Source organism: Microbacterium sp. C23T (assembly GCF_053345975.1).
Genome location: NZ_JBKFBD010000002.1, coordinates 128,156 through 154,208, shown reverse-complemented (window position 1 = coordinate 154,208; position 26,053 = coordinate 128,156). Strand labels below are relative to the sequence as shown.

Genomic DNA, 26,053 nt, shown 5'->3' with positions numbered 1-26,053 from the left:
GAAAGCAAAGACGTGGCGACATCCACCCCCGTCCGGCATGCATGGCGCGCGCTGACCGGACTCCTCGCGATCACGGCGCTCCTGTTCGGCATCAACGCGCTCGGCGTGTACGTGTTCGGACAGAGCTCGTGGACCCCCGCGCTCGCGCTCGACCTCCAGGGCGGCACACAGATCGTCCTCGAGGCGCAGACCGAGGACGGCGCCGCTCCGTCCGAGGAGCAGATGCAGCAGGCGGTCACGATCATCCGCCAGCGCGTCGACGCCTCGGGCGTCGGCGAGGCCGACGTCACCACCCAGGGCGGCAACCAGATCGTGGTGCAGATCCCCGGTCAGGCCGACGAGGAGACTCGCAACCGCATCGAGGCATCGGCGCAGCTGCAGCTGCGCGCCGTGCTGTACGCGGGGGCGCCGGCGAACACCTTCGTCGGGGACGACGGGCAGGCGACGCCGTACCCGACGCCCGACCCGTCGCTGCAGGCGACGCCGACCACGTCGCCGACGAACGGCAGCGACCTGGCATGGATCACGCCCGCCCTCCAGGCGGAGTTCCAGGCGTACGACTGCGCCGATCCCGCGAACGATCCCGCGAACGCGCCGGCCGACGAGCCGCTCATCACGTGTGATGCCGACGGCACGGTCAAGTACATCCTCGGCCCGGTCGAGCTCGACGGCTCGTCGATCGACGACGCGACCTTCGGCCTGCAGCAGAACAACGGCCTGTGGGCGGTCAACCTCTCGTTCGACGCCGAGGGCACTCAGACGTTCGGCGAGATCAGCCAGCGCCTCTACGGCGCTCAGGCCCCGCTGAACCAGTTCGCCTTCGTGCTCGACGGCTACGTCCTGTCGGCTCCGTCGATGAACGGCGTGATCCTCGACGGCAAGCCGAGCATCACGGGCAGCTTCACGCAGGAGACCGCGAAGGTCCTCGCCGACCAGCTGAAGTACGGCGCGCTGCCGCTCAGCTTCACGGTCGAGAGCTCGAACTCGATCTCCGCGACGCTCGGCTCGCAGCAGCTGCAGATCGGCCTCATCGCAGGTCTGATCGGTCTGCTGCTCGTGGCGATCTACTCGCTCATCGTCTATCGCGCGCTGGGCTTCATCATCATCGCCTCGCTCGCGGTGATGGCGGTGCTGACGTATGTCACGCTGTGCATCCTCGCGTGGCGCATGGGCTTCCGCCTCTCGCTCGCCGGTGTCGCGGGTCTGATCGTGACGATCGGCTTCACGGCCGACTCGTTCATCGTCTACTTCGAACGCATCCGAGACGAGCTGCGCGACGGCAAGTCGATCACGGGTGCCGTCGAGGACGGCTGGGGCCGCGCCAAGCGCACGATCTACATCTCGAAGTCGATCAACATCCTGGCCGCCGTGGTGCTGTACATCCTCGCGGACTCCACGGTGAAGGGCTTCGCCTTCACGCTCGGCCTCACGACCGCGATCGACGTCCTGATCTTCATCCTGTTCACGCACCCCGTGCTGCAGCTGCTGGCCCGCACGCGGTTCTTCGGGTCGGGGCATCCGCTGTCCGGGCTCGACCCGACCGCGCTCGGCGCCGTCTATCGCGGTCGCGCGCAGTTCCGCGAGCCGGTGCTGGCCACCGGCGCCGCCGGCCGCCGCAACGCCAAGTCCCGCGGTGAAGCCGCACGTCGCCAGACCATCGCCGAGCGGAAGCAGGCCGAGCTGGCCGCCGCCGACAGCGCGAAACCCGGCACGAACGTCAAGGAGGGAGACGACTGATGCGCTCCATGAGCCAGTTCGGCAACGACCTCTACACCGGCAAGACGTCGTTCCCCTTCGTCGGCCGCCGCCGCCTGTGGTTCCTCATCGCGGCGATCCTCGTCCTCGGCTCGGCCCTCGTGCCGCTGCTGCGCCCCATCCAGTTCTCGATCGAGTTCACGGGCGGGTCGCAGTTCACGGTGAGCGGCGTCGCCGCGCCGATCGACCAGTCGCTCGCCACCGACGCCGTCCACTCGGTCGTCCCGGACGCGACCACCAAGGTCGTCACGATCGGCGACGACGCGGTGCGCGTCCAGACCGACCAGGTGACGGATGCCGAGAGCCGCGAGATCTCTGCGGCCCTCGCCGAGACGTACAACGTCCCCGAGAGCGAAGTCAGCTACGCCTTCATCGGCCCCAGCTGGGGAGCCGACGTGACGCGCCAGTCACTCTGGGGTCTCGCGATCTTCCTGGCGCTGACGGCGATCATCCTGGCGCTGTACTTCCGGACCTGGAAGATGTCGCTCTCGGCGATCATCGGCCTCGTGGACGTGCTCATCATCACGATCGGCGTCTACGCGCTGTTCGGCTTCGAGATCTCGCCCGCCGCCGTGATCGGATTCCTGACGATCCTCTCGTACGCGCTGTACGACACCACGGTCGTCTTCGACAAGATCAGGGAGAACACGAGCGAGGACGGCGAGGTGTCCGGGCGCACGTTCGGCGAGTCGGTCAACCTCGCGGTGAACCAGACCCTCGTGCGCTCGATCAACACGACCGTCGTGGCGATCCTCCCGACCGGCGCGATCCTGTTCATCGGCGTCATCTGGGCCGGCGCGCAGACGCTCACCGACCTGTCGCTGTCGATCTTCGTGGGAACGATCGTGGCCGCCTACTCGACGATCTTCGTCGCGGCGCCGCTGTACTCGCTCTTCCGCGAGAACGAGCCGGCCATCAAGACGCGCGACGCGCGCGTCGTGGCGGCCCGCGAGCTGGCGGGCGTCCCCGCCTGAGCGTCCGCCACGCGGGCGTAGGATTGTGAGGTCCGGCGGAGGGGAGGGGATCGAATGACCGAGACCGTCCCCCCCGCCCAATCCTCGTCGCTGCGGCGTCTCGTCCCCCGGATCTTCTCGAGGTCGGCCCGCCGCGACGACGTCGAGCAGCTCCTGCGAACGGTGCGCACGCACCACCCCAAGGGCGACCTCTCGATCGTCGAGCGCGCCTACTCTGTGGCCGAGACCGCTCACACCGGTCAGCTGCGCCAGAGCGGCGAGCCGTACATCACGCACCCGCTCGCGGTGGCGCAGATCCTCGCGGATCTGGGTCTCGGACCCCGCGCGATCGCGGCGGCGCTCCTCCACGACACCGTGGAGGACACCGAATACTCGCTCGAGATGCTCACGAGCGAGTTCGGCGACGAGGTCGCCATGCTCGTCGACGGCGTGACCAAGCTCGACAAGGTCAAGTACGGCGAAAGCGCGCAGGCCGAGACGGTCCGCAAGATGATCGTCGCGATGTCGCGCGACATCCGGGTTCTGCTGATCAAGCTCGCCGATCGCCTGCACAACGCGCGCACGTGGGGATTCGTGCCGCCCGAGAAGTCGCGCAAGAAGGCGACCGAGACGCTCGAGATCTACGCGCCGCTCGCGCACCGGCTCGGCATCCAGGCGATCAAGTCCGAACTCGAGGACCTGTCGTTCGCCGTGCTGCACCCGAAGCTGTACGCCGAGATCGACAGCCTCGTGAAGCAGCGCACCCCCCAGCGCGAGCAGTACGTGCAGAACGTCATCGACGCGGTGGACAGCGACCTGCGGGAGCTGCGCATCCGCGGCCGCGTCATGGGGCGTCCCAAGCAGCTGTACTCCGTGTACCAGAAGATGGTCGTGCGCGGCCGCGAGTTCGATGACATCTATGACCTCATCGGCATCCGTGTGCTGGTCGGGAGCGTCCGCGACTGCTACGCCGTCCTCGGCGCGATCCACGCACGATGGACCCCGCTTCCCGGGCGCTTCAAGGACTACATCGCGACCCCGAAGTTCAACCTCTACCAGTCGCTGCACACGACCGTGATCGGCCCCGGAGGCCGCACCGTCGAGATCCAGATCCGCACGCACGAGATGCACCAGCAGGCGGAGTACGGCGTCGCCGCCCACTGGAAGTACAAAGAGCAGATGAACGGCGGCAAGGCGGATTCCAAGTCCGTCGACACCGACATGGCCTGGCTCGCCCACATCTCCGACTGGCAGGCCGAGACCGCGGATCCCGGCGAGTTCCTCGACTCGCTGCGGTTCGAGATCGGCGCCAAGGAGGTCTACGTGTTCACGCCGAAGGGGCGGGTCATCGGTCTGCCGTCCGGCGCGACGCCCGTGGATTTCGCGTACGCGGTGCACACCGAGGTCGGCCACCGCACGATGGGCGCGAAGGTCAACGGGCGCCTGGTGCCCCTCGAGTCCGAGCTCAAGAGCGGCGACGTCGTCGAGGTGTTCACGTCGAAGAACCCCGACGCCGGCCCCAGTCAGGACTGGCTCGGATTCGTGCGCAGCACCCGCGCCCGCAACAAGATCCGCGGCTGGTTCACGAAGGAGCGCCGCGAGGAGGCCATCGAGCAGGGCAAGGAGTCGATCGCCCGGGCCATGCGCCGGCAGAACCTGCCGCTCCAGCGGCTGATGAGCCAGGACTCGTTCACCGAGGTCGCCCATCAGCTGCGCTACGAGGACGTCTCGGCGCTGTACGCCGCGGTCGGCGAGGGGCACGTCTCGACCCAGTCGGTCCTCGAGAAGGTCACCGCACTCGTCGCGGCGAACGACACCACCACCGGTCCGATCGACCTGCCGGTCGTCGGCAGAGCCCGCGCCCCCCGCAACGGAGATTCCGGCATCCTGGTGCGCGGCGCGCCGGACATCCTCGTCAAGCTCGCGAAGTGCTGCACGCCGGTGCCCGGCGATCAGATCGTCGGCTTCGTCACGCGCGGCAGCGGCGTCTCGGTGCACCGCGCCGACTGCACCAACGTCAAGTCGCTGATGGAGGACCCCGAGCGCCTCATCGAGGTCGAGTGGGCACCCACGACGAAGAGCGTCTTCCTGGTGCAGATCCAGGTCGAGGCGCTCGACCGCTCGGGCCTTCTGAGCGACGTCACGCGCGTGCTCAGCGAGCACCACGTCAACATCCTCTCGGCGACGGTCTCGACCTCGAACGACCGGCTGGCGCTCAGCCGCTTCGTGTTCGAGATGGGCGACATCGTCCACCTCGACCGCGTGCTCAACGCCGTGCGGCGCATCGACGCCGTCTACGACGTGTACCGCGTCACGTCGTCCTGACGCTCGTCCACGAGCGCCCGGAGGCGCGCGAGCGCCGCGCGCTTGTGAGGGAGCGCACCCGCCTCCAGCCGCGCGATCGCCCGGTACGCGGCATCCGCGTCGATCTCCGCGAGAAGGCGCGCCGCCTCGGTGTGCACGTCGTCGCCCACGCGGGCGAGGTCGGCGAGGGTGCGCTCCGGCGTCGTGACGAGGACGCCGCCGACCAGCTGGAGATCCTCACCCGGGACCTGGAGATCGCGGTAGACCACCCGGCGGTCCGGTCGCACGTGGAGGCGGCGCGGCACCCCGCGCTGCACGGTGTGGCGCGACGGAGGCAGCGGCAGTCCGCCGTGCACCCACGCCGCCGACAGGTGGGTGGCCGCGAGCGTGTCGCCGAGGGTCTCGGCGAGCGAGCCCGCGCGGAGCGCCGCCGTCTCGACGGCGTCGGCGGGGATGTACGCGTCGCCGAGCGCCACGAGGTCGCCGTCGAGGCACGCCGCCGTCAGCTCGGCGCGCGAGAGCCGCTCATCGGCGAAGTACAGGAAGGGCGATCGCACGGAGGCAGTCTGCCGCACCGCGCATGATCCGTGGATGCCGCAGCCGGCCGATTGTGGAGAACCCGGCCGCCGCGCACGCGACGACCGGGTTCTCCTCGGCACAGGCGGGGCTGATCAGCCGCCGAGCGCCTTCAGCCACGTGCGGCGGGCCTCGAGCGCATCGGTCGCGTTCGCGATCGCCTTCTTGTCGCCCGACTTCTTCGCGGCCTCGAGCTCGTCCTCGAGCTTCTGGATCGCGTCGGTGAGCTGGCGCGTCATGTCGTTGGCGCGGGCCTTCTGCTCCGGGTCGTTGCGCTTCCAGTCGGCGTCCTCGCGAGTGCGCAGCGCGTTCTCGACGCGACGCAGCTCGTCATCGAGCGAACGCTCGGTGTCGCGCGGGAAGATCCGGCCGATCTCGTCCCAGCGGCGCTGGATCCCGGTGAGGATCGAGCGGGCCTTCGCGATGTCGCGCTCGTCGCCGACCGCCTTCGCCTCTTCGAGGAGGGCGCGCTTGAGGTCGATCTTCTCGCGAGAGGCTTCGGCGTCGGCTGCCTCGCGCTCGATCCGCGCGCCGTACAGCGCGTCGCCGGCGGCCTTGAAGCGGGCCCACAGCGCGTCGTCGACCTTCTTGCCGGCGCGACCGGCGGTCTTCCACTGGTCGAGCAGCTCACGGTAGGCGGCGATGCCGTCCTCGCCCTTGGGGGCGAGGGCCTCCGCCTTCTCGACGAGGCGCGTCTTGCGGTCGCGGACGCCCTTGTGCGCCTCGTCCAGCTCGGCATAGAACGCGCGGCGGTGCTTGTCGACCGTGGCGCGTGCGTCGCGGAATCGCTTCCAGAGCTGCTGCGCGGTCGACTTCGGCAGGCGGGGACCGTTCTGCTGCTGCGACTGCCACTGGTCGAACAGGGAGTTGAGGTCGGCCGTCGCCTGCTTCCACTGCACGGTGCGGGGGTCGCGGGCGGCCAGGGCCTCGGCCTTCTCGACCAGCTCGGTGCGCGCCTTGACCGCGTCGTCGACGGCTTCGCGCGCCGCGACGGCCTCGGTCGCGGATTCGGCCGCGAGGGTCTCGGTGAGTGCGGCGACGCGGGCGACGAGGCTCGCGAGGTCGCCGACGGCGGCGGCTCCGTCGAGCTTGCCGTTGATCGTGCGCGCGGTCGAACGCAGGTCTGAGGCCGAGGCGCCGCCGCGGCGGTGGCGCACCTCCAGGAGCGTCACCTCGCTTGCGAGGTCGGTGTACTTGCGCTCGAAGTAGGCGAGGGCCTCTTCGGCCGACCCGTCGGGATACTGCCCGACGACGCGCCAGCCGTCGGCCTCGCGGACCGAGACGGTGCCGTCCTCGTCGACGCGGCCCCACGGCTCGTCGGCGGAGGGCGCGGCCTCGACGACGACGTCCACGACCTCGACGGCCACGACCTCGCCGTCTTCGACGACTTCGGCGACCTCGATCACCTCGACGGCGACGGCCTCGGAGTCTTCGACGACCTCCACCATGTCGATCTCGACGACCTCGACGTCGACGTCCGCCGGAGCGGACTCATCAGCCGGCGTCTCGTCCGACGGCTGCTCGGTCTCGGCGGCGTCGTCGGCCGGAGCGTCGGCGGAGCGTTCGGAGTCCTCAGAGGTCGCGGCATCCGCGTCCGCCGTGACATCCGTCGCGGTGGCGGCGTCGTCATCGACGGCCGGGGTCTGGTTCTCGTCGGCCCCAGTCGTCTCGGGGGCGTCGGTCTCGGGCTGGAAGTCTGCTGCGGCAGTCACGGGTTGCACCTCATCGCGGCTCGCGCCGTCTGTAGGGAGTAGGACGGCTCACAGCCTAGTACGGCGGACGCCCCGCCCGAGGTGCGGTTGCGGCGCGAGACCCGAGATGTCAGGGCGTGGGCGTCGGCGTCGCGCTCGGTTCCGGCGTCGTCGTCGCCGACGGGGTCGGCTCCGGGGTCGTCGCGGTCGGCGTGGGCGTCGACGAGGGCGATGGTTCGGGGGCACCGGGCCCGGCCACGAAGTACAGCGTCTGTGCACCGATCAGGCCGAGGACGAGAACGCCGCCGACGATGCCCGCGATCAGATTGTCGCGCGTGCGACGGCGCGCCTGGTCGTCGTGGAACTGACGTCGCGCCTCGTACAGCCGCGTGCGCTCCCGCGCAGCCCGTGCGTCACGGTCCTTGCCACCGGTCGCCACGTGACCTCCTCGTTCCGTTCGTGTCGGGCGCATGCGCCTCGTGCCAGGCAGCGCCCGGGCGGCTTGATCCTACGGGCCCGCACCGCGGCGGCCAAACCGCGGCGGATCCCGTGTCGTGAGCGCGGGATAGCCTGGTGACGTGACTGGTCCGACTGCGCTCTTCCAGGGGCTGACGCCCCTCGCGGTGCGCATGCGCCCGACCTCGCTGGACGAGGTCGCGGGGCAGTCGCATCTGCTGCGGGCGGGGTCTCCGCTGGTGACCCTCGCGAATCCGGATGCCGCGGCCCGCGCCGCGACGTCGGTCATCCTGTGGGGCCCGCCGGGCACGGGGAAGACGACGCTCGCTCAGGCGATCGCCCGTTCCTCCGGGCGCCGGTTCGTCGAGCTCTCGGCGGTGACCGCCGGCGTGCGCGATGTGCGCGAGGTCATGCAGGAGGCCTTGACACAGCGCGATCTGTACGGCCAGTCCACGATCCTGTTCCTCGACGAGATCCACCGCTTCACCAAGGCGCAGCAGGACGCGCTCCTGCCCGGCGTCGAGAACGGCTGGGTGGTGCTCATCGCGGCGACCACCGAGAACCCGTCGTTCTCCGTGATCTCGCCCCTCCTGTCACGGTCGCTGCTGCTGACGCTCAAGCCGCTCACCGACGAAGACCTCGGCATGCTCCTCGACCGCGCGGTGGCCGATGCCCGCGGACTGTCCGGCGCGGTCGTGCTGGGCGACGAGGCGCGCGCCGCGCTCGTTCGCCTCGCGTCCGGCGACGCGCGGCGGGCGCTCACGGCCCTCGAGGCCGCAGCATCCCTCGCCCTTCCCGATGAGGACGACGACCAGGACGAGGCCACCACGCCCGAGATCTCGGCCGACAACGTCGCGCAGGCGGTCGACCGCGCGCTCCTGCGCTACGACCGTCAGGGCGACGAGCACTACGACGTCATCAGCGCGTTCATCAAGTCGATCCGCGGATCGGATGTGGATGCCGCGATCCACTACCTCGCCCGCATGATCGAGGCGGGGGAGGACCCGCGGTTCATCGCCCGGCGCCTCATCATCTCGGCCGCGGAGGACATCGGACTCGCCGACCCCCAGGCGCTGCCGATCGCCGTGGCCGCCGCGGACGCGGTGCAGTTCATCGGGATGCCGGAAGGCCGCATCCCGCTCGCCGAGGCGACGGCGTACCTCGCGACGACAGCGAAGTCGAACGCCGCCTACCTCGCCATCGACGCGGCGATCGCCGACGTGCGCTCTGGCGGCTTCGGCCGGGTGCCGATCCACCTGCGCGACGCGCATTACCCGGGGGCGAAGCGCCTCGGCCACGGCAAGGGCTACGTGTATCCGCACGACGCCGAGATCGGCATCGCGCCGCAGCAGTACCTGCCCGACGAACTGCACGGCCGGCGCTACTACGAGCCGAAGGCGCTCGGCGCTGAGCGCGACGTCCAGGCGCGTCTCGAGAAGATCCGTCGCATCCTCGACGGCGGCTGACCGCCCCGCGTTGACGCACGACATCCCTCAGAGGTAGATTGATATCCCTCAGAGGGATATTGTCCGTGTCACGCCGGGAGGCGCCGAATGCAGTTCGTGATCCTGGGCCTGCTGCTCGGCGGACCACTCTCGCTCTACGACGTGCAGAAGCGATTCGCCGCGGGCATCTCGCTGTTCTACAGCGCGAGCTCCGGCAGCATCCAGCGCGCTCTGCAGCACCTCGTGGACGACGGCTCCGTCATCGTCGCCGAGGCCGACGGCAGCCGGCGCGGCCGCAAGGTCCACCGGATCACCGACGAGGGGCGCGAGCGGTGGCGCGCGTGGATGCGGGCGCCGCTCCCGGGAGGAACGGATGCCGAGACCACGGTCCTCGCGAAGGTCTACCTGCTCGGCCTGCTCGAGGCGCCGGAGGATCGGGCGGCCGTCGTGCGCGGCATCCGTGAGCATGTCGACGCATCCCGCGCGGCGCTGGAAGCCCTGGCGACCGAGGTGGACGCGAAGGCTGCCGGGCTCGATGACGCGTCGCGCAGGATCTTCGCGTTCCAGCGAGCGACGCTCGAGTACGGGCTGCGTTCGCACGCCCTGACGCGCGAGTGGATCGATGACGTGGGGGAGCAGGCATGAACGGACGACGCCCGTGACTCTGCCGATCGTCGCCGCCGTCATCGCGTGCCTCGTGCTGGGCGGTCTCGCCGTCCTGCAGATCTGCGTCGCCGCGGGGGCGCCGTGGGGACGGCTGGTCTGGGGCGGGGCGCACCGCGTCCTGCCGCGCGGTCTGCGCATCGCCAGCGCGGCATCCGTCCTCCTCTACGCCGGCTTCGCCGGGGTGCTCCTCAGTCGGGCCGGGATGCTGCCGGGCGGCGACAGCATCGCCGTACGCATCCTGACGTGGGTGCTCTTCGCCTACTTCGCCGTCGGGGTGGTCATGAACGCCGTCTCCCGGAGTCGCGCCGAGCGCCTCACGATGACGCCTGTCTGCCTGGTGCTCGCCGCCTCGACGCTGGCCATCGCCCTCTCATGAAGGGCCGACCGCGCGTCTGGTAGGCTTGAGCGGCTCGAAACGCAGTTTTCGGGCATCCCCTCTCTTCCTGACCTACCTTCCGGCATGCCCCGGCGTGCAGTCCGGACAGGGCGAAGACAGGGCGATACGTCCGCGGGCCGTGAAAGACACGGCCGCGTCATCGAAAGGAACACTTCGTGGCAACGAAGTCCCAGGACCGCCGCAAGGTCCGTCTCTCCCGCGCCCTCGGCGTCGCGCTGACCCCCAAGGCAGCCAAGTACCTCGAGAAGCGCCCCTACGCGCCGGGTGAGCACGGCCGCACCAAGCGCAAGCAGGACAGCGACTACGCCGTCCGCCTCCGCGAGAAGCAGCGTCTGCGCGAGCAGTACGGCATCCGCGAGAAGCAGCTGCGCATCCAGTTCAACGAGGCCCGCCGCACCCAGGGCCTGACGGGTGAGAACCTCGTCGAGCAGCTCGAGATGCGTCTCGACGCCCTCGTGCTGCGTGCCGGCTTCGCCCGCACCACCGCGCAGGCGCGCCAGCTCGTCGTGCACCGCCACATCCTCGTGGACGGCCAGCTCGTCGACCGCCCGTCGTTCCGCGTGAAGCCGGGTCAGCTCATCCACGTCAAGGCCAAGAGCGAGGGCATCGAGCCCTTCCAGGTCGCAGCGCTCGGCGGTCACGCCGAGGTCCTGCCGCCCGTTCCGGGCTACCTCGAGGTCGAGCTCGACAAGCTCCAGGCCCGTCTCGTGCGTCGCCCCAAGCGCGCCGAGGTTCCCGTGGTCTGCGACGTCCAGCTCGTCGTCGAGTATTACGCAGCTCGCTGATACTCAGCAACGCACGGAGGGCGTCGGGGAGACCCGACGCCCTTCGTCGTTTCCGCATACGATGGGGGGATGCCGCGCCCCGGCGGCCCGCGAGGAAGTGGTGACATGAAGAACCTCCTGTGGTTCCTGCTCGGCATCGCCGGCGGTTTCGTTCTCGCCCACCTGGTCAACAAGGACCCGCGCGGCCACGAGATCCTCGCCGACGTCGACGCCCGCATCACGGAGTTCACCGACCGTATGGGCGACGCGTACCGCGAACAGGAGGCCCGCTTCGCCGGCCTCGTCGACGACGTCAGGGATGCCGCGGCCGACGCCGCCTCGAGCGCGCGGGCCGCAGCATCCGACGCCGTCGGGAACGTCGCCGACGCCGTCGACGACGCGGCCCGCAAGATCGCCGACTGAGACGCCCCGGCGGCGCGCCGCCGGCACGCTCGAACCTCGCCAGACTCCCCGAACACGCACGCATTCGCACGCACACGCAAGGACCCGCATGAAGACCGCCGAGATCGCACAGCGCTTCCTCGATTACTTCGAGAAGAACGGCCACACCATCGTCCCCTCGGCATCGCTGGTGACCGACGACCCGGCGCTGCTGTTCACGGTGGCCGGCATGGTGCCCTTCATCCCGTATCTGTCGGGCGATGTGCCCGCGCCGTATCCGCGCGCGGCCGACAACCAGAAGTGCATCCGCACCAACGACATCGAAGAGGTCGGCAAGACCCCGCGTCACGGCACGTTCTTCCAGATGCTGGGCAACTGGTCGTTCGGCGACTACTTCAAGGAAGGCGCGATCCGCTACGCGTGGGATCTGCTGACCTCGCCCGAGGCCGACGGCGGGCTCGGCTTCGACCAGAAGGACCTGTGGGTCACCGTCTACGAAGAGGACGACGAGGCCCACGACCTCTGGCTGAAGCTCACCGACCTGCCCGAGGAGCGCATCCAGCGCCTCGGCAAGGACACGAACTACTGGAGCACCGGTCTGCCGGGTCCCGCCGGCCCCTGCTCGGAGATCTTCTTCGACCGCGGCCCCGAGTACGGCATCGACGGGGGCCCCGCGACCGACGACGACCGGTACGTCGAGATCTGGAACCTCGTGTTCATGCAGTACGAGATCACGAACGTGCGCTCGAAGTACGACTTCGACATCGTCGGCGAGCTGCCGAACAAGAACATCGACACCGGCATGGGCCTGGAGCGCATCGCGTTCATCAAGCAGGGCGTCGACAACATGTACGAGACCGACCAGGTTCGTCCGGTGCTCGACAAGGCGGTCGAACTGTCGGGCCGCACGTACGGCGCGAACCACGACGACGACGTGCGCTTCCGCGTGGTCGCCGACCACGTGCGTTCGTCGCTCATGCTCATGTCGGACGGCGTCACGCCCTCGAACGACGGCCGCGGCTACATCCTGCGCCGTCTCATGCGCCGTGTGATCCGCTCGATGCGCCTGCTCGGCGTCGACGGGCCGACATTCGAGGTGCTGTTCATGGCATCGCGCGACGCCATGAAGGCCGCCTACCCGGTCGTCGAGACCGACTGGGCCCGCATCTCGCAGTACGCCCTGGCCGAAGAGGCGACGTTCCTGCGCACGCTCGCGGCGGGGGAGTCGATCCTCGACGAGTCGCTCTCCGAGACGAAGGCCTCCGGCGGCACGACCCTCACCGGCGCCGAGGCGTTCCTGCTGCACGACACGTACGGCTTCCCGATCGACCTGACGCTCGAGATCGCCGAAGAGGCCGGCCTCAGTGTCGACCGCGCGGCGTTCGACGGCCTCATGCAGGAGCAGCGCGCACGTGCCAAGGCCGACGCGCGGGCACGCAAGCGCCAGCTCGCCGACACGAGTGTCTACCGCGACCTGCGCGCACAGGGCGAGACCGTCTTCACCGGCTACACCGACCTCGAGGCCCAGTCGCAGGTGCTCGGCATCCTCGTCGACGGCGTGTCGGTCGACCGCGCGAGCGTCGGCCAGATCGCCGAGGTGATCCTCGCCGAGACCGCGCTGTACGCCGAGTCGGGCGGCCAGGTCGCCGACAAGGGCGTCATCGTCGGACCGGGCTACGAGCTCGAGGTGCTCGACGTGCAGAAGCCGGTGCCGGGTCTCATCAGCCACACCGTCGAAGTGTCGACGGGAGAGGTCGGCGTCGGTCAGGCCGCGACGACGGTGGTGGATGCTGCGAACCGCCGCGCCGCTCGTCAGGCGCACTCCGCGACGCACCTGGTGCACGCCGCGCTGCGCGACACGCTCGGAAAGACCGCGACGCAGGCCGGATCGCTCAATCGCGCCGGCTACATGCGCTTCGACTTCTCGTGGGGCCAGTCGCTGTCGGACGAGACCAAGACCGAGATCGAGGAGATCGCGAACAACGCGGTGCGCGACAACCTCGAGGTGACCACGCGCGTCCTGCCGCTGGACGAGGCGCGCTCGCTCGGCGCGATGGCGCTGTTCGGTGAGAAGTACGGCGACACGGTGCGCATGGTCGACATCGGCGGCCCCTGGTCGCGCGAGCTCTGCGCCGGCACGCACGTGTCGACGAGCGCCGAGATCGGGCTGATCAACCTCGTCGGCGAATCGTCGGTGGGCGCGTCGAACCGCCGCGTCGAGGCGCTGGTCGGTCTCGACGCCTTCCGGTCGCTCGCGGCCGAGCGCGCCCTGGTGTCGCAGCTCACGACCTCCCTCAAGGCACCGCGCGAGCAGCTGCCCGCGCGCATCGCCGAACTGCAGGCGAGCCTCAAGGCGGCCGAGAAGAAGATCGCGGCATTCGAAGCCAAGGCCCTCGGTGACCGGCTCCCGGCCCTCGCCGCCGCGGCGACGCGGGTCGGCGACACCGTCGTCGTCGCCGAGTCGCTCGGCAACGCCGCATCCGCCGACGACGTCCGCTCGCTGGCGCTGCAGGTGCGCGAGCGGCTGGGCTCCGAGGCCGCGGTCGTCGCGCTCGGCGCGGTCGTGAACGAGCGCCCCGTCGTGATCGTCGCCACCAACGACGCGGCCCGTGCAGCGGGCGCCAAGGCGGGCGTCCTCGCCAAGGGCGCCGCCGGCGTGCTCGGCGGCGGTGGCGGTGGCCGCGACGACGTCGCCCAGGGCGGTGGAACGGATGCGGCGGCCCTGCCGGCGGCGCTGACCTCGGTGAAGGACGCGCTCGGCGCGTGAGCGGCTTCCGGCGCGGCACCCGGCTCGGCATCGATGTGGGCAAGGCCCGGGTCGGGGTCGCGAAGTGCGACCCCGACGGTCTGCTCGCGACTCCGGTCGAGACCGTGCCGCGTGACGAGGCATCGGTGACCCGCATCGTGGCGCTGTCCGACGAGTATTCGGCGGTCGAGCTCTACGTCGGCCTGCCGCTGAACATGCGGGGCGAGGACACGGCGTCGACGCAGGATGCCCGGGACTTCGCTGCGGCGCTGGCGGCGGCATCCGGGCTCCCCGTGCGCCTCGTCGACGAACGGCTCTCCACCGTCTCTGCACACGCGGCACTGCGCAGTTCGGGCAGAACCCAGCGTTCGTCGCGTAACATCGTGGACCAGGTCGCCGCGGTCGTCCTGCTCCAGCAAGCGCTCGACGTCGAGAAGAGCACCGGACGACCTCCCGGAACCCCCGTCCCCCAGGAGCCCGCCTGATGTCCGACTCATCGCCCGACGGCGAAGCCGTCCCCCAGTCGCGCCGCGCAGCCCGCGAGGCCGCCGCGCGACAGGCGGCGACGGGGGAGACGCCGACGACGCCGGCTGCTCCCGCGCCTGCGGCGCCGGAGGAAGCCCCCGCGGCCCACGCGGCCTTGTGGGAATCGCTCATCACCGGCTCCACGCCTGTCGTTGGGACCGCTCCCGCTGCCGCCGCCTCCGCGGCGCCCTCATCGGCCCACCCGGTGGACGAACCGGTGCCCGGCAGCGGCTTCCAGCCGGTTCCGCTGCGCACCCCGCGCCCCACGACGCAGCCGATCGACGTCGAGGCGCCCGTCGAGGACGACCCCTGGATCTTCGCGTCGGCCGGCGTGAGCCCCGCGATGCCGTACAGCCGCGGAGGCACTGCCCCCGCTGCGGCTCCCGCGACCGCGGTGACTGCGCCGTCGGCCGCGCGCGCCACCCCGCCCGCGCGCGACGAGAACGACGAGCCGTCCGCCCCGTCCGGCTCCCTCGAGGACCTGTTCAGCGGATCGGCGTCGACCCACGACATCGGGCACGCCCCACCGCCGCCGAACAAGAAGCGCCGGCGCATCGGCGGCTGGATCGCCCTGGGCGTCGTGCTGCTGATCCTCGGGGGCATCGCCGCCGGTGGCCTGTACGTGTGGAACACCTACGAGGACAAGATCCGCGAGGTCATGGGCTGGGAAGAGCCCAAGGACTACGAAGCCGGACTCGCCACCGGAGAGACGTTCGTCACGATCTCCCAGGGTGACACCGGATCACCGATCTCGCAGTCGCTGTACGACGCCGGCGTGATCAAGACGCCCGACGCCTTCTACGACTACCTCATCACGAGCGGCCAGAACCCGACCTTCCAGCCGGGCGTCTACAAGCTGCAGAAGAAGATGACGAGCGAGGCGGCCCTCGCGGCCCTCCTGGACCCCGCGAACAGACAGGAGTTCACCGCGCAGATCCCCGAGGGCTACACGGTCGAGGGCACGCTCGAGCGCATCTCGGAGGGCACCGGCATCCCGTTGGAAGAGCTCACCGCGGCCACCGCCGATCCGTCCGTGTACGGGGTCCCCGTGGACCCGGCCATCGTCGCGGCGGGCGGGCAGCCGCTCGAAGGCTGGCTGTTCCCGGCGACCTACACCTTCGACCCCGGCGTCACCGCGCAGTCGGCCATCCAGACCCTGGTGAACCGCACGATCCAGTCGCTCGACGCCGCCGGCGTGCCGGTGGAGAGGCGTCAGGAGATCCTGACCACCGCGTCGATCATCCAGCGCGAAGCCCGCTCCGAGGTCGACATGCAGAAGGTGTCGCGCGTGATCCTGAACCGCATGGACCCGAACAATCAGGAGACGTTCGGGCTGCTGCAGATGGACTCGACGGCGCAGTTCGGCTATGGCGAGCTCCATGAGGGCTCCGCGAGCACCTCGGAAGAGGCGCAGTACGACCCGAACCCCTGGAACACCTACGTGCACGCGGGCCTGCCGATCGGACCGATCGCCAATCCCGGCGACGTCGCGATCGACGCGGCCATGCACCCGGCCGACGGCCCGTGGATGTACTTCGTGACGGTCAACATGGAGACGGGCGAGACGATCTTCTCGGCGACCTACAACGAGCACCTGAAGTACGTCCAGCAGATGCAGCAGTGGTGTTCCGAGCACCCGGACTCGGGGTGCTGAGCCCCCACGCGTCGCGTCTGGAGGTCTGGGGCGACCCGATCGCGCACAGCCGCTCGCCGCAGCTGCACGCCGCGGCGTACGACGTCCTCGGGCTCGACTGGACCTACGGACGCCGTCGGGTGAACGAAGCGTCCTTCGCCGGCGAGCTCGCCGGGCTCGACGACGCGTGGCGGGGCCTCTCGCTTACGATGCCGCTCAAGGGGGTCGCGTTCGCGGCCGCGGCGGTGCTCGACCGCCGCGCCGAACTGACCGGAGCGGTCAACACGCTGCTGCTCGACGCCGACGGCGCCCGCGGCTTCAACACCGACGTGGGCGGCATCGTCCGCACCCTCGCCGACGACGGCATCATGACGGTGCCGCAGGCGCGCATCGTCGGCGCCGGCGCGACCGCGACCTCCGCCCTGGTTGCTCTCGGTGAGCTCGGCGCGCGCGAGGTCGACGTGATCGCACGCCGCCCCGAAGCCGTCGCGCCGCTCGCCGAGCTCGGCCGCCGCATCGGCATCGCGGTGACGACGACGCCGTTCGCCGCATCCGTTCATGCCGACGTGCCGCTCACCATCGCGACGCTGCCGGGCGATGCACCCGTTCCGGATGCCGCGGCCGACGCCCTCGCCCGCTCCGGCGGCCACCTGCTCGATGTCGTCTACGGACATTGGCCGACCGCGCTGTCGGCCGCGTGGGAGCGCGCGGGCGGCACCGCCCGATCGGGACTCGGGATGCTGCTGCACCAGGCCCTGCTGCAGATCCGGATCTTCCGGGACGGCGACGCCGACACGCCCCTCGATCGCGAGGACGACGCGCTGAAGGCGATGCGCCAGGCGCTCGGGGAGCCGGCCGCGGCGTAACGGCCTCCCGGGGCGTGGGAGACTGGACCAATGCTCCGCGTGCTCACGGCCGGCGAATCGCACGGCCCCGAACTCGTCGCCGTCATGGAGGGCCTGCCTGCGGGCGTCCCCATCTCCCGCGCCGCGATCCAGGCGGATCTCGCGCGCCGCAAGCTCGGCTACGGCCGCGGTTCGCGCATGAAGTTCGAGGAGGACGAGCTCACGATCTCGTCCGGCGTCGTGCACGGCACGACCCTGGGCAGCCCCATCGCCCTGCGCATCGGCAACACCGAATGGCCGAAGTGGGTCGAGGTCATGAGCGCCGAGCCCGTGGACCTCACGGAGAAGTCGCGCGGACGCGGTGCCGCGCTCACGCGCCCCCGCCCCGGCCACGCCGACCTCGTCGGCATGCAGAAGTACGGCTTCGACGAGGCCCGCCCGATCCTCGAGCGCGCGAGCGCCCGCGAGACCGCCGCCCGCGTCGCCCTCGGTGCCCTCGCACGAGCGTTCCTGGCCGAGCTCGGCATCCGTCTCGTCAGCCACACCCTCTCGATCGGACCGGTGCAGGTCCCCGAGGGCTCGGCGCTGCCGACTCCCGACGACGTCGACGCGCTCGACGCAGACCCGCTGCGCTGCTTCGACGCGGCGACGAGCGCGGCCATGGTCGCCGAGGTCGACGACGCCCGCAAGGACGGCGACACGCTGGGCGGCATCGTCGAGGTGCTCGCCTACGGCCTGCCCCCGGGGCTCGGCTCGCACGTGCACTGGGACCGCCGCCTCGACGCGAAGCTCGCGCAGGCGCTCATGAGCATCCAGGCGATCAAGGGCGTGGAGGTCGGCGACGGGTTCGAGACCACGCGCCGTCGCGGCTCCGCCGCGCACGACGAGCTGTTCGTCGCCGGCGACGGCATCACCCGCTCGAGCGACAAGGCGGGCGGCACCGAGGGCGGCATGTCGACCGGCACCGTGCTGCGCGTGCGCGCCGGCATGAAGCCGATCGCCACGGTGCCGAAGGCGCTCCGCACGGTCGACGTCGCCACCGGCGACGCCGCCTCGGCTCACCACCAGCGCTCGGACGTGTGCGCCGTGCCCGCCGCGGGCGTCGTCGCGGAGGCGATGGTCGCGGTCGTGCTGGCCGACGTCGTGCTCGAGAAGTTCGGGGGCGACAGCGTCGCCGAGACGCGCCGCAACATCGAGGGCTACCTCGCGGCGATCCCCGACGCGCTGCGCAGTGCGGCGGCCAGCGACGCCGGCCTCGCCGACCATGACCTCGCCCTCTGACGCCGTCGTGCTCATCGGTCCCATGGGGGCCGGCAAGACGAGCATCGGCAAGAAGGTCGCGCGCGCGCTGAGCCTTCCGTTCTTCGACACCGACGCCGCGGTCGTGCGCGACCACGGGCCGATCGACCAGCTCTTCGTCGAGCACGGCGAGGCGCAGTTCCGCGCCGCCGAGCGCGCCGCCGTGGTCGAGGGGCTCGCAACGGGCGGCGTCGTCTCGCTGGGCGGCGGAGCCGTGCTGAACCCCGAGACGCGCGCCGACCTCGCCGGACACCGCGTCGTGCTGCTCACCGTCTCGCCGCGGGTCGTCGCGGGCCGCGTCCGCGACTCGAACCGGCCGCTCCTGCAGGGCGGCGACGATGCGATCGAGCGCTGGACCACGATCTTCGAAGAGCGCCGGCCCGTCTACGAGGAACTCGCCGACATCACCTTCGACACGTCCACCGGTCCGCTGCAGGACGTCGTCGACGCCCTCGTCGCGTGGGTGCGCGGCGTCGCCGACCCGTCGGCCCCCACCGGCGACGAGCACAAGGAGCAGACCGCATGACGGATGCCACGACCATCACCGTGAGCGGAGACGCGAGCTACGACATCACCGTGGGACACGGCATCCTGTCGTCCGTCGGCGAGGCGCTGCCGCCCGCCGCGCGCAAGGTGCTCGTGATCCACCCGCCGACCCTCGCCGCCGAGGCGGAGCGCCTGCGCGCACAGCTCATGGCCGACCGCGAGGTGCTGCTGGCCGAGATCCCCGACGCCGAGGCGGGCAAGCGCATCGAAGTCGCCGCTTTCTGCTGGCAGGTCATGGGCAAGGCGGACTTCACCCGCACGGACGCCGTCGTCGGGTTCGGCGGGGGATCGGTGACCGACCTCGCCGGGTTCGTGGCTGCGACCTGGCTGCGGGGCGTCGAGGTCGTGCAGGTGCCGACCACCGTCCTGGGCATGGTCGACGCCGCCGTCGGCGGCAAGACCGGAGTCAACACCGCCGAGGGCAAGAACCTCGTGGGTGCGTTCTGGGCGCCACGCACCGTGATCTGCGACCTCGACCTGCTCGACGGCCTGTCGCGCAACGAGCGCGTCGCCGGCTACGCCGAGGTCGTCAAGGCCGGCTTCATCTGGGCGCCCGAGATCCTCGAGCTGATCGAGGCCGATCCCGAGAACGCCGTGGACCCGCAGAGCGACGCGTTCCGTCGCACCATCGAGCTCGCCATCGAGATGAAGGCGCGCGTCGTGGGGGAGGACCTCCGCGAGGCGGGTCTGCGCGAGATCCTCAACTACGGCCACACCCTGGGCCACGCCATCGAGCACGCCGAGCGCTATCGCTGGCGTCACGGCGCCGCGATCTCCGTGGGCATGGTGTTCGCCGCCGAGCTGTCGCGCCTCGCAGGCCGGCTTCCGGATGCCGCCGCCCAGCGCCACCGCGACATCCTCGAGTCGCTCGGACTGCCGACGAGCTACCGCCCCGGCGCGTGGCCCCAGCTGCTGTCGACGATGCAGCGCGACAAGAAGAGCCGCGGCGGAATGCTGCGCTTCATCGTGCTCGACGACATCGCCAAGCCCACCGTCTTGCAGGCGCCGGACGAGTCGCTGCTCTTCGCCGCGTACCAGGAGGTCGCGGGGTGAGCACCGTGGTCGTGCGCCGCATCCGCTCCGACGAGTGGCACGCGGTGCGCGAGCTGCGGCTCGAATCCACGAGCGATCCCGACGCGAACATCGCCTTCCTCGAGACCCCGGCGCAGGTCGCGGCCCGCTCGGAGCAGTTCTGGCGCGAGCGCGCCGAACTGGCCGCCGGGAGCGAGACCGCCGCGCAGTTCGTGGCGGTGGTGGACGACGTGTGGGTGGGCAGCCTCTCGGTGCTCATCCGCGCGACCGGGCAGACCGATCACCTGGGCCGCTTCGTCGACGACCGTCGGGCGGATGTCGTCGGCGTCTACGTCAACCCGGCTCATCGGGGCACGGGGGCGATCGACCTCCTGCTCGCCGCCGCCGCGGAATGGGTGACCGCGCTCGGGCTCACCCGGCTCAGCCTCGACGTGCACCGCGACAACCCCCGCGCCCAGGGCGCGTATCGCCGAGCCGGGTTCGTGCCCACGGGCGAGACGTTCACCAGCGTCATCGGTCCCGAGATCGTGATGGCGCGCCCCCTGCCGTGACCACGAAGGCCCCGCCCCGCTCAGCGGGACGGGGCCTGTGACGGCCGCTGCGCTCAGCGGCCGCTGTGCTCAGACGGCCGGCACGAGCTCCTCGCGCTTCTCGGAGCGCAGACCGAGCTCGGCCGTGGGGATGCTCTTCGACTCGCGTGCCGTGAGGGCGCTGACGGTCGCGATGAGCGAGATCACCGCGGTGAAGACGCTGATGACGACCCAGCCGCCCTGCTGCACGCCGCCCAGCGCCGTGACGATCGACGGGGCGAAGCCCGCCATGAGGAAGCCGAGCTGCGTGCCGATCGCCATGCCCGAGAACCGCACGCGCGTGCTGAACATCTCGCCGTAGAACGACGGCCACACGGCGTTCGCGGCGGCGTACCCGAACGAGAAGGTGAGCACCGCGAGCAGGAACGTCACGAACTCGTTCCCCGCCCCCATCGACAGCATGTAGAAGGGCATGAACACCGCCGACGAGAGCGCGCCGTAGATGAACACCGGCTTGCGGCCGATGCGGTCGGCCAGAGCACCGAACAGCGGCTGCGTGCCGATCGCGACGAGGTTGGCGACGACGACGAGCCAGAGCGTGATGGCGGCGTTCAGCCCGACCTCCACGCCGTACGCGATGGCGAGGTTGCCGAACACCGTCGAGACGGCGGCGATGAACGCGCAGCAGATGACGCGGAGCACGTCGCGCCAGTGGTCGCGCAGGAGCGGGATGAGCGGCATCCGTGCGATCCGTCCTTCCGCCTTCGCCTGCTCGAACTCCGGCGTCTCGTGCAGGGTCCGCCGGATGAAGAAGGCGACGAGCACCACGACCGCGCTCAGCCAGAACGGCACGCGCCAGCCCCACGTGTACTTGATCTCGTCGGGGAGCGCGACGACCGGGATGAAGATCAGCGCGGCGAGGATCTGGCCGCCCTGGGTGCCCGTGAGGGTCCACGACGTGAAGAACGACCGGCGGTCGTCGGGCGCGTGCTCCAGCGTGAGCGACGACGCGCCCGCCTGCTCGCCGGCGGCCGAGAGGCCCTGCATGAGCCGGCACAGCACCAGCAGCGCCGGGGCGGCCCAGCCGATCTGCTCGTAGCCCGGTAGGCAGCCGATCGTGAAGGTCGAGATGCCCATGAGCAGCAGGGTGAACATGAGGACCTTCTGCCGGCCGATGCGGTCGCCGAAGTGGCCGAGGATGACGGCGCCGACCGGCCGCGCGATGTAGGCGAAGCCGAACGTCGCGAACGACATGACGAGGGCTGCCTGGTTGTCGGACGGGAAGAAGACGGTGGGGAAGATGAGCGCTGCGGCGGAGCCGAACAGGAAGAAGTCGTAGTACTCCACGGCGCTGCCCATGAAGCTGGCGACAGCCGCCTTCACGGGAGTCTTCCGCGTCGTTGCGGTGGTGGTCATCGGTCGTCCTTCTCTAGTGAGTGTCACGCCGGCACGGGGTGCGGCGCAACGAGGTCGTGGAAGTGGCGGATCATGCGGTCGGGGTCGGGCTGGTGGCCCGTGATCAGGCGGAAGGCGTCGACGGCCTGGTGGACCGCCATCCTTCCGCCGTCGAGCGTGGCGCAGCCGGCGTCGCGGGCAGCGCGCAGAAGCGCGGTGTCGAGGGGCCGGTAGACGATGTCGGCGACCCACAGCTCGGGCCGCAGCAGGTCGGGGGAGAACGGCATTCCCGGGTGCTCCTTCATGCCGGTCGGCGTGCAGTGCACCAGCCCCGATGCCGACGCGAGGAGGCTGGGGAGCGCGTCCGTCGTGGCGTGGCCCACCTCGACCGCATGACGACGCGCCAGGTCGGTCGCGAGCTCCTCCGCCCGTTCGGCGTCGATGTCGACGACCGTGAGGCGGCGGGTCCCGACGCGGAGCAGGGCGTCTGCGACGGCGGAGCCGGCACCGCCCGCCCCCAGCAGCGTCACGTCGTCGACCGCCGCGCGCGGAAGCCCCGTGCGGAACGCCGTCTCGAACCCGGTGGTGTCGGTGTTGTGACCCACGAGCCCCTGGTCGGTGAAGAGCACGGTGTTGACCGAGCCGAGCGCCAGGGCGAGCGGCTCGACGCGGTCGAGGTACTCGAGCACGAGGCGCTTGCACGGGTGGGTGACGTTGAGGGCGTCGAAGCCGAGGCGCCGCGCCCACGCGAGGATGTCGGGCAGCTGGTCGGGCGCAAGGCCGAGGGTCGTGAGGTCGATGGTCCGGTACACGTAGTCGAGGCCGAGGGCACGGGCTTCGGCCATGTGCATCGCCGGCGTCAGGGAAGGGGTCACGCCCGTTCCGACGAGCCCGACGAGATACGGCGGTGACTGGCTCATGGCACTCCTTCGTCCGACCGGTACGTCTATGTACTAACTGGTACGTTCAGAGAAAACCACGACAGATCGTCGATGTCAAGAGCGAGCGGGTTTCTGGAGCTCGGCGGATACCGCGGCGCGAGAGCGGGCTCGAGTGAGGCGGCGGCGGGGGCGCCGGCTAGCGCGGAGCGTTCGTGAGCCAGCCGACGACGACGTCGCCGATGAGGGATCGCAGGTGGTTGCGGCGTTCGGGATCGGTGAACGACACGTCGAAGAGGTAGCCGAACGTGTACTGGTTCGCGATCTGGAACACGCAGTAGGCGCTGATGACGAGGTGGACGTCGATCGCATCGACATCCTCGCGGAAGACACCCGCGGCGCGGCCGAGTTCGAGGATCTCGTCGAGAAGGGTCTTCGCGGGCTGCGCGAGCGTGCGGAGCGAGTCGATCCGCCGGATGAACTCGCCGCGATGGATGTTCTCGATGGCCACGAGCCGGATGAAGGCGTCGTGCGTGACGTGGTGGTCGAACGTGAGCTCGGCGAGCTGACGGATCGCCGCGACGGGATCCGTGTGGTCCACGTCGATCGCCTGCTCGGCCTCCCGGATACCCTGATAGGCATTCTCGAGCACCGCGAGGTAGAGCTGCTCCTTGCCGCCGAAGTAGTAGTAGATCATCCGCTTCGTCGTGCGTGTGCGCTCGGCGATGTCGTCGACGCGGGCTCCGGAGTAGCCCTCCTCGGCGAAGACCTCGGTCGCGACCGCGAGAAGCTCGGCTCGAGTCCTCTCGGCATCGCGTGTAACGGGGGGCACGATCGCCAGGATAGTGGGCGGCGCACGCGGCGCTTGTGAGGAAGGGGGTGCGTCACAATGTACCGACTGGTACATTGTGACGCCATGAGGACCTCCATCGCGACGGTGTGCATGAGCGGGACGCTGGTCGAGAAGCTGCATGCGGCGGCCGCAGCGGGCTTCGACGGCGTCGAGATCTTCGAGCCCGACCTGGTGTCGGCGCCGGAGAGCCCCGAGGAGGTGCGTGCTCTCGCGGCGCGCCTCGGGCTGACGCTGGACCTGTACCAGCCGATGCGCGACGTCGAGGGCGTCGACGACGATGCGTTCGAGGACGTGCTGCGGCGCGCGGCGGCGAAGTTCTCCCTCATGCGGCGGATGGGGATCGAGGTCGTGCTCTGCTGCAGCAACGTGGCGACCGCGACGGTCGACGACGATGCGGTCTCGGCCTCCCAGCTTCGCCGGCTGGGGGATCTCGCCCAGGAGCACGGCATCCGGATCGCCTTCGAGGCGCTGGCGTGGGGCAAGTACGTCGACGACTACCGCCGCGCATGGCGGATCGTGCAGCTCGCCGACCACCCGGCGGTCGGCGTCTGCCTCGACTCCTTCCACATCCTGTCGCGCGGCCACGACCCTGCGGCGATCGAAGACATCCCCGGCGACCGCATCTTCTTCCTGCAGCTCGCCGATGCGCCCGCGCTCTCGATGGACGTCCTCTCCTGGAGCCGCCACCATCGCCTCTTCCCCGGCGAGGGGAGCTTCGATCTGACACGCTTCCTCACCCACGTTCTGCGCGCCGGCTACGAGGGCCCGGTGTCCCTCGAGGTCTTCAACGACACCTTCCGGCAGGTCGACGTGAGCGGGACCGCCGTCCACGCGCGCCGGTCCCTGCGCTGGCTCGAAGACGCCGTCGCGCGGGAGCTCGGAAGCGCCGCGCCGGCCGACTTCGAGACGCTCGCCGACGGCGGCACGCCCGTGGGCTTCGACTTCGTCGAGATCAAGGCCGAGGACACCTCGAGCATCGAGGCGCTCCTGGAGACGGTCGGGTTCACGCCGCGCGGCAAGCACCGCACGAAGCCCGTCACGCTGTGGACGGCCGGAGACGCCCGCGTCGTGCTCAACGAGCAGCACGCCCGCGACCTCGACCCGCACATCGCGGCGGTCGGGTTCGACGTCCCGGACGCCGCCGCGCTCACCGAGCGGGCCGCCGAGCTCGGCACGCCCTTCGCCTACCGCCGCACGTACGCGGGGGAGCAGCTGCTCGACGGCGGCACGGCGCCGGACGGCACCGAGATCTTCTGGTCGTCGCGCGGCACCGAGACCGAGCCGACGTGGGCCGCCGAGTTCGAGCACGGCGAACCCCTGCGTTCCAGTCCCATCATCGCCGTCGACCACGTGAGCCTCGGTCAGCCCTGGCAGGTCGTCGATGAGGCGATCCTGTTCTTCTCCTCGGTGCTGGAACTCCCGACGGCGAGCTCGACCGAGGTGGCGAGCCCCCAGGGCCTCGTGCAGAGCCGCGTCATCCAGTCCCCGGACGGCGCCATCCGCATCCCGCTCAACGTGTCGCCGCCGATCCTGTCGGGGCGGCCGGCCGCCATGCCGCAGCACGTCGCCTTCGCGTGTGACGACATCGTGGCGCTCGCGCGTGCCGCCAAGGTGAGAGGACTGCACCCGCTGCCGATCCCGCGCAACTACTACGAGGATCTCTCGGCTCGATTCGACCTCGACGACGGGTTCCTCGAGACGCTCCGCGAGCTCGACCTCGTCTTCGACCGCGACGCACAGGGCGAGTACCTGCACTTCTACACCGCGACCGTCGGCGACCTGTTCTGCGAGTTCGTCGAGCGCCGCGGCAGGTACGACGGGTACGGCGCCGGCAACGCTCCCGTCCGGCTCTCCGCACAGCGAGCCGGTGCCGCGCGCGCTGATATCGTGCGAGCATGACCGCCCCTCGTCGCCTCCTGCTCGTCAACGGCCCCAACCTGAACCTGCTGGGCACCAGGGAGCCCGGGATCTACGGCACCGAGACACTGGCGGACGTCGTGCAGGTGGCCACGGATGCTGCCGCCCGGCGTGGCTTCGAGGTGCGGGCCGTCCAGAGCAACCACGAGGGGGTCCTCCTCGACGCGATCCACGACGCGCGCCAGGACTGCGCCGGCATCGTCATCAACCCCGGCGGCCTGACCCACACCTCGGTCGTGCTGCGCGACGCCCTCTCGGGCGTCGCCCTGCCGGTGGCCGAGGTGCACATCTCGGACGTGATGGCGCGCGAGGAGTTCCGCCACCACTCGTACGTCGCCGATGTCGCCGTGGTCCACGTGATCGGGGAGGGTGTGCCCGGCTACGCGACGGCGGTCGCGCGCCTCATCGACATCCTCACCGGGCAGGCCGAGGGCTGACGAATCGG

At 70.6% G+C, this 26,053-nt stretch carries 24 protein-coding genes; 18 read left to right on the top strand and 6 right to left on the bottom strand.

Going from position 1 to position 26,053, the window contains the following annotated elements:
• Positions 1-12 precede the first annotated feature (12 nt).
• From secD to ACLBXX_RS01795, 3 genes are read left to right on the top strand one after another with little or no spacing between them, the layout of a single operon-like run.
• Entirely contained in the window at positions 13-1,737 is a 1,725-nt protein-coding gene (gene secD / locus ACLBXX_RS01805) for a protein translocase subunit SecD (RefSeq protein WP_447656557.1), read from the top strand.
• Positions 1,737-2,729 carry a protein translocase subunit SecF gene (gene secF / locus ACLBXX_RS01800; protein WP_387137708.1) on the top strand — a complete coding sequence of 331 codons (993 nt, stop codon included), beginning with the start codon at positions 1,737-1,739 and terminating at the stop codon, positions 2,727-2,729. Before secD ends, secF begins: the two co-directional genes overlap by 1 nt.
• A 54-nt stretch (positions 2,730-2,783) precedes the next feature.
• Positions 2,784-5,033, top strand: a complete 2,250-nt coding sequence (locus ACLBXX_RS01795) for a RelA/SpoT family protein (protein WP_387137711.1) — start codon at positions 2,784-2,786, stop codon at positions 5,031-5,033.
• On the opposite strand, the gene ACLBXX_RS01790 is transcribed toward ACLBXX_RS01795, so the two are convergent.
• The 3 genes from ACLBXX_RS01790 to ACLBXX_RS01780 all read right to left on the bottom strand — a co-directional run bounded on the left by ACLBXX_RS01790 (position 5,003) and on the right by ACLBXX_RS01780 (position 7,718).
• Entirely contained in the window at positions 5,003-5,569 is a 567-nt protein-coding gene (locus ACLBXX_RS01790) for a hypothetical protein (RefSeq protein WP_447656556.1), read from the bottom strand. The genes ACLBXX_RS01795 and ACLBXX_RS01790 overlap by 31 nt on opposite strands.
• Positions 5,570-5,683: 114 nt before the next feature.
• Positions 5,684-7,036: a DUF349 domain-containing protein gene (locus ACLBXX_RS01785; RefSeq protein ID WP_447656604.1), complete on the bottom strand. Its 1,353-nt coding sequence runs from the start codon at positions 7,034-7,036 to the stop codon at positions 5,684-5,686.
• A gap of 373 nt (positions 7,037-7,409) precedes the next feature.
• Positions 7,410-7,718: a dioxygenase gene (locus ACLBXX_RS01780; RefSeq protein ID WP_387137716.1), complete on the bottom strand. Its 309-nt coding sequence runs from the start codon at positions 7,716-7,718 to the stop codon at positions 7,410-7,412.
• A gap of 190 nt (positions 7,719-7,908) precedes the next feature.
• Between ACLBXX_RS01780 and ACLBXX_RS01775 the strand changes: the two genes are divergently transcribed.
• From ACLBXX_RS01775 to ACLBXX_RS01715, 13 genes are all read left to right on the top strand, one after another.
• Entirely contained in the window at positions 7,909-9,201 is a 1,293-nt protein-coding gene (locus tag ACLBXX_RS01775; RefSeq protein ID WP_447656603.1) for a replication-associated recombination protein A, read from the top strand.
• An 87-nt stretch (positions 9,202-9,288) separates the two neighbouring features.
• The gene (locus ACLBXX_RS01770) at positions 9,289-9,825 is read left to right on the top strand and encodes a helix-turn-helix transcriptional regulator (RefSeq protein ID WP_447656555.1); all 537 of its coding nucleotides are present in this window, start codon (positions 9,289-9,291) and stop codon (positions 9,823-9,825) included.
• A gap of 13 nt (positions 9,826-9,838) precedes the next feature.
• Positions 9,839-10,222: a hypothetical protein gene (locus ACLBXX_RS01765; protein ID WP_447656554.1), complete on the top strand. Its 384-nt coding sequence runs from the start codon at positions 9,839-9,841 to the stop codon at positions 10,220-10,222.
• Between the two features lie 176 nt (positions 10,223-10,398).
• Positions 10,399-11,028: a 30S ribosomal protein S4 gene (gene rpsD, locus ACLBXX_RS01760; RefSeq protein WP_018170803.1), complete on the top strand. Its 630-nt coding sequence runs from the start codon at positions 10,399-10,401 to the stop codon at positions 11,026-11,028.
• Between the two features lie 105 nt (positions 11,029-11,133).
• Positions 11,134-11,430 (top strand): ATPase, encoded by a 297-nt coding sequence (locus ACLBXX_RS01755; RefSeq protein WP_310290802.1) that lies wholly within the window; start codon positions 11,134-11,136, stop codon positions 11,428-11,430.
• Positions 11,431-11,518: 88 nt separating this feature from the next.
• Positions 11,519-14,176 (top strand): alanine--tRNA ligase, encoded by a 2,658-nt coding sequence (gene alaS / locus ACLBXX_RS01750; RefSeq protein WP_447656553.1) that lies wholly within the window; start codon positions 11,519-11,521, stop codon positions 14,174-14,176.
• Positions 14,173-14,640, top strand: a complete 468-nt coding sequence (gene ruvX, locus ACLBXX_RS01745) for a Holliday junction resolvase RuvX (protein WP_310290797.1) — start codon at positions 14,173-14,175, stop codon at positions 14,638-14,640. The genes alaS and ruvX overlap by 4 nt, the downstream gene beginning before the upstream one ends.
• Entirely contained in the window at positions 14,640-16,334 is a 1,695-nt protein-coding gene (gene mltG / locus ACLBXX_RS01740) for an endolytic transglycosylase MltG (protein ID WP_447656552.1), read from the top strand. The genes ruvX and mltG overlap by 1 nt, the downstream gene beginning before the upstream one ends.
• Complete coding sequence (locus ACLBXX_RS01735) at positions 16,301-17,179, top strand: shikimate dehydrogenase (RefSeq protein WP_447656551.1); 879 nt, start codon at positions 16,301-16,303, stop codon at positions 17,177-17,179. The genes mltG and ACLBXX_RS01735 overlap by 34 nt, the downstream gene beginning before the upstream one ends.
• Positions 17,180-17,209: 30 nt before the next feature.
• A complete protein-coding gene (gene aroC / locus ACLBXX_RS01730; RefSeq protein WP_310290793.1) occupies positions 17,210-18,439 on the top strand; it encodes a chorismate synthase in 1,230 nt (409 codons plus the stop codon).
• Positions 18,423-18,983, top strand: coding sequence for a shikimate kinase (locus ACLBXX_RS01725; RefSeq protein WP_447656550.1), 561 nt, complete (start codon positions 18,423-18,425; stop codon positions 18,981-18,983). Before aroC ends, ACLBXX_RS01725 begins: the two co-directional genes overlap by 17 nt.
• Entirely contained in the window at positions 18,980-20,056 is a 1,077-nt protein-coding gene (aroB, locus tag ACLBXX_RS01720; protein ID WP_387137742.1) for a 3-dehydroquinate synthase, read from the top strand. Before ACLBXX_RS01725 ends, aroB begins: the two co-directional genes overlap by 4 nt.
• Entirely contained in the window at positions 20,053-20,586 is a 534-nt protein-coding gene (locus ACLBXX_RS01715) for a GNAT family N-acetyltransferase (RefSeq protein WP_447656549.1), read from the top strand. The genes aroB and ACLBXX_RS01715 overlap by 4 nt, the downstream gene beginning before the upstream one ends.
• 69 nt (positions 20,587-20,655) lie before the next feature.
• On the opposite strand, the gene ACLBXX_RS01710 is transcribed toward ACLBXX_RS01715, so the two are convergent.
• The 3 genes from ACLBXX_RS01710 to ACLBXX_RS01700 all read right to left on the bottom strand — a co-directional run bounded on the left by ACLBXX_RS01710 (position 20,656) and on the right by ACLBXX_RS01700 (position 23,670).
• Positions 20,656-21,981 carry an MFS transporter gene (locus ACLBXX_RS01710; RefSeq protein ID WP_447656548.1) on the bottom strand — a complete coding sequence of 442 codons (1,326 nt, stop codon included), beginning with the start codon at positions 21,979-21,981 and terminating at the stop codon, positions 20,656-20,658.
• Between the two features lie 23 nt (positions 21,982-22,004).
• On the bottom strand, positions 22,005-22,880 hold the full coding sequence (locus ACLBXX_RS01705; RefSeq protein ID WP_447656547.1) for a shikimate dehydrogenase: 876 nt from the start codon (positions 22,878-22,880) through the stop codon (positions 22,005-22,007).
• Positions 22,881-23,037: 157 nt separating this feature from the next.
• Positions 23,038-23,670: a TetR/AcrR family transcriptional regulator gene (locus tag ACLBXX_RS01700; RefSeq protein ID WP_447656546.1), complete on the bottom strand. Its 633-nt coding sequence runs from the start codon at positions 23,668-23,670 to the stop codon at positions 23,038-23,040.
• Positions 23,671-23,754: 84 nt separating this feature from the next.
• On the opposite strand from ACLBXX_RS01700, the gene ACLBXX_RS01695 reads away from it, so the two are divergent.
• Both ACLBXX_RS01695 and aroQ read left to right on the top strand, forming a co-directional pair.
• Positions 23,755-25,590 carry a bifunctional sugar phosphate isomerase/epimerase/4-hydroxyphenylpyruvate dioxygenase family protein gene (locus ACLBXX_RS01695; protein WP_447656545.1) on the top strand — a complete coding sequence of 612 codons (1,836 nt, stop codon included), beginning with the start codon at positions 23,755-23,757 and terminating at the stop codon, positions 25,588-25,590.
• Positions 25,587-26,045, top strand: coding sequence for a type II 3-dehydroquinate dehydratase (aroQ, locus tag ACLBXX_RS01690; RefSeq protein WP_310290776.1), 459 nt, complete (start codon positions 25,587-25,589; stop codon positions 26,043-26,045). The genes ACLBXX_RS01695 and aroQ overlap by 4 nt, the downstream gene beginning before the upstream one ends.
• Positions 26,046-26,053: the final 8 nt, after the last annotated feature.

What these genes read in the sequence shown, in the direction of transcription:
- secF (WP_387137708.1), top strand. Translation starts at nt 1,737, where the DNA reads ATGCGCTCCATGAGCCAGTTCGGCAACGACCTCTACACCGGCAAGACG.
- ACLBXX_RS01795 (WP_387137711.1), top strand. Translation starts at nt 2,784, where the DNA reads ATGACCGAGACCGTCCCCCCCGCCCAATCCTCGTCGCTGCGGCGTCTC.
- ACLBXX_RS01785 (WP_447656604.1), bottom strand. Translation starts at nt 7,036, where the DNA reads ATGGTGGAGGTCGTCGAAGACTCCGAGGCCGTCGCCGTCGAGGTGATC.
- ACLBXX_RS01775 (WP_447656603.1), top strand. Translation starts at nt 7,909, where the DNA reads ATGCGCCCGACCTCGCTGGACGAGGTCGCGGGGCAGTCGCATCTGCTG.
- ACLBXX_RS01770 (WP_447656555.1), top strand. Translation starts at nt 9,289, where the DNA reads ATGCAGTTCGTGATCCTGGGCCTGCTGCTCGGCGGACCACTCTCGCTC.
- ACLBXX_RS01755 (WP_310290802.1), top strand. Translation starts at nt 11,134, where the DNA reads ATGAAGAACCTCCTGTGGTTCCTGCTCGGCATCGCCGGCGGTTTCGTT.
- alaS (WP_447656553.1), top strand. Translation starts at nt 11,519, where the DNA reads ATGAAGACCGCCGAGATCGCACAGCGCTTCCTCGATTACTTCGAGAAG.
- mltG (WP_447656552.1), top strand. Translation starts at nt 14,640, where the DNA reads ATGTCCGACTCATCGCCCGACGGCGAAGCCGTCCCCCAGTCGCGCCGC.
- aroC (WP_310290793.1), top strand. Translation starts at nt 17,210, where the DNA reads ATGCTCCGCGTGCTCACGGCCGGCGAATCGCACGGCCCCGAACTCGTC.
- ACLBXX_RS01725 (WP_447656550.1), top strand. Translation starts at nt 18,423, where the DNA reads ATGACCTCGCCCTCTGACGCCGTCGTGCTCATCGGTCCCATGGGGGCC.
- aroB (WP_387137742.1), top strand. Translation starts at nt 18,980, where the DNA reads ATGACGGATGCCACGACCATCACCGTGAGCGGAGACGCGAGCTACGAC.
- ACLBXX_RS01710 (WP_447656548.1), bottom strand. Translation starts at nt 21,981, where the DNA reads ATGACCACCACCGCAACGACGCGGAAGACTCCCGTGAAGGCGGCTGTC.
- ACLBXX_RS01705 (WP_447656547.1), bottom strand. Translation starts at nt 22,880, where the DNA reads ATGAGCCAGTCACCGCCGTATCTCGTCGGGCTCGTCGGAACGGGCGTG.
- ACLBXX_RS01695 (WP_447656545.1), top strand. Translation starts at nt 23,755, where the DNA reads ATGAGGACCTCCATCGCGACGGTGTGCATGAGCGGGACGCTGGTCGAG.
- aroQ (WP_310290776.1), top strand. Translation starts at nt 25,587, where the DNA reads ATGACCGCCCCTCGTCGCCTCCTGCTCGTCAACGGCCCCAACCTGAAC.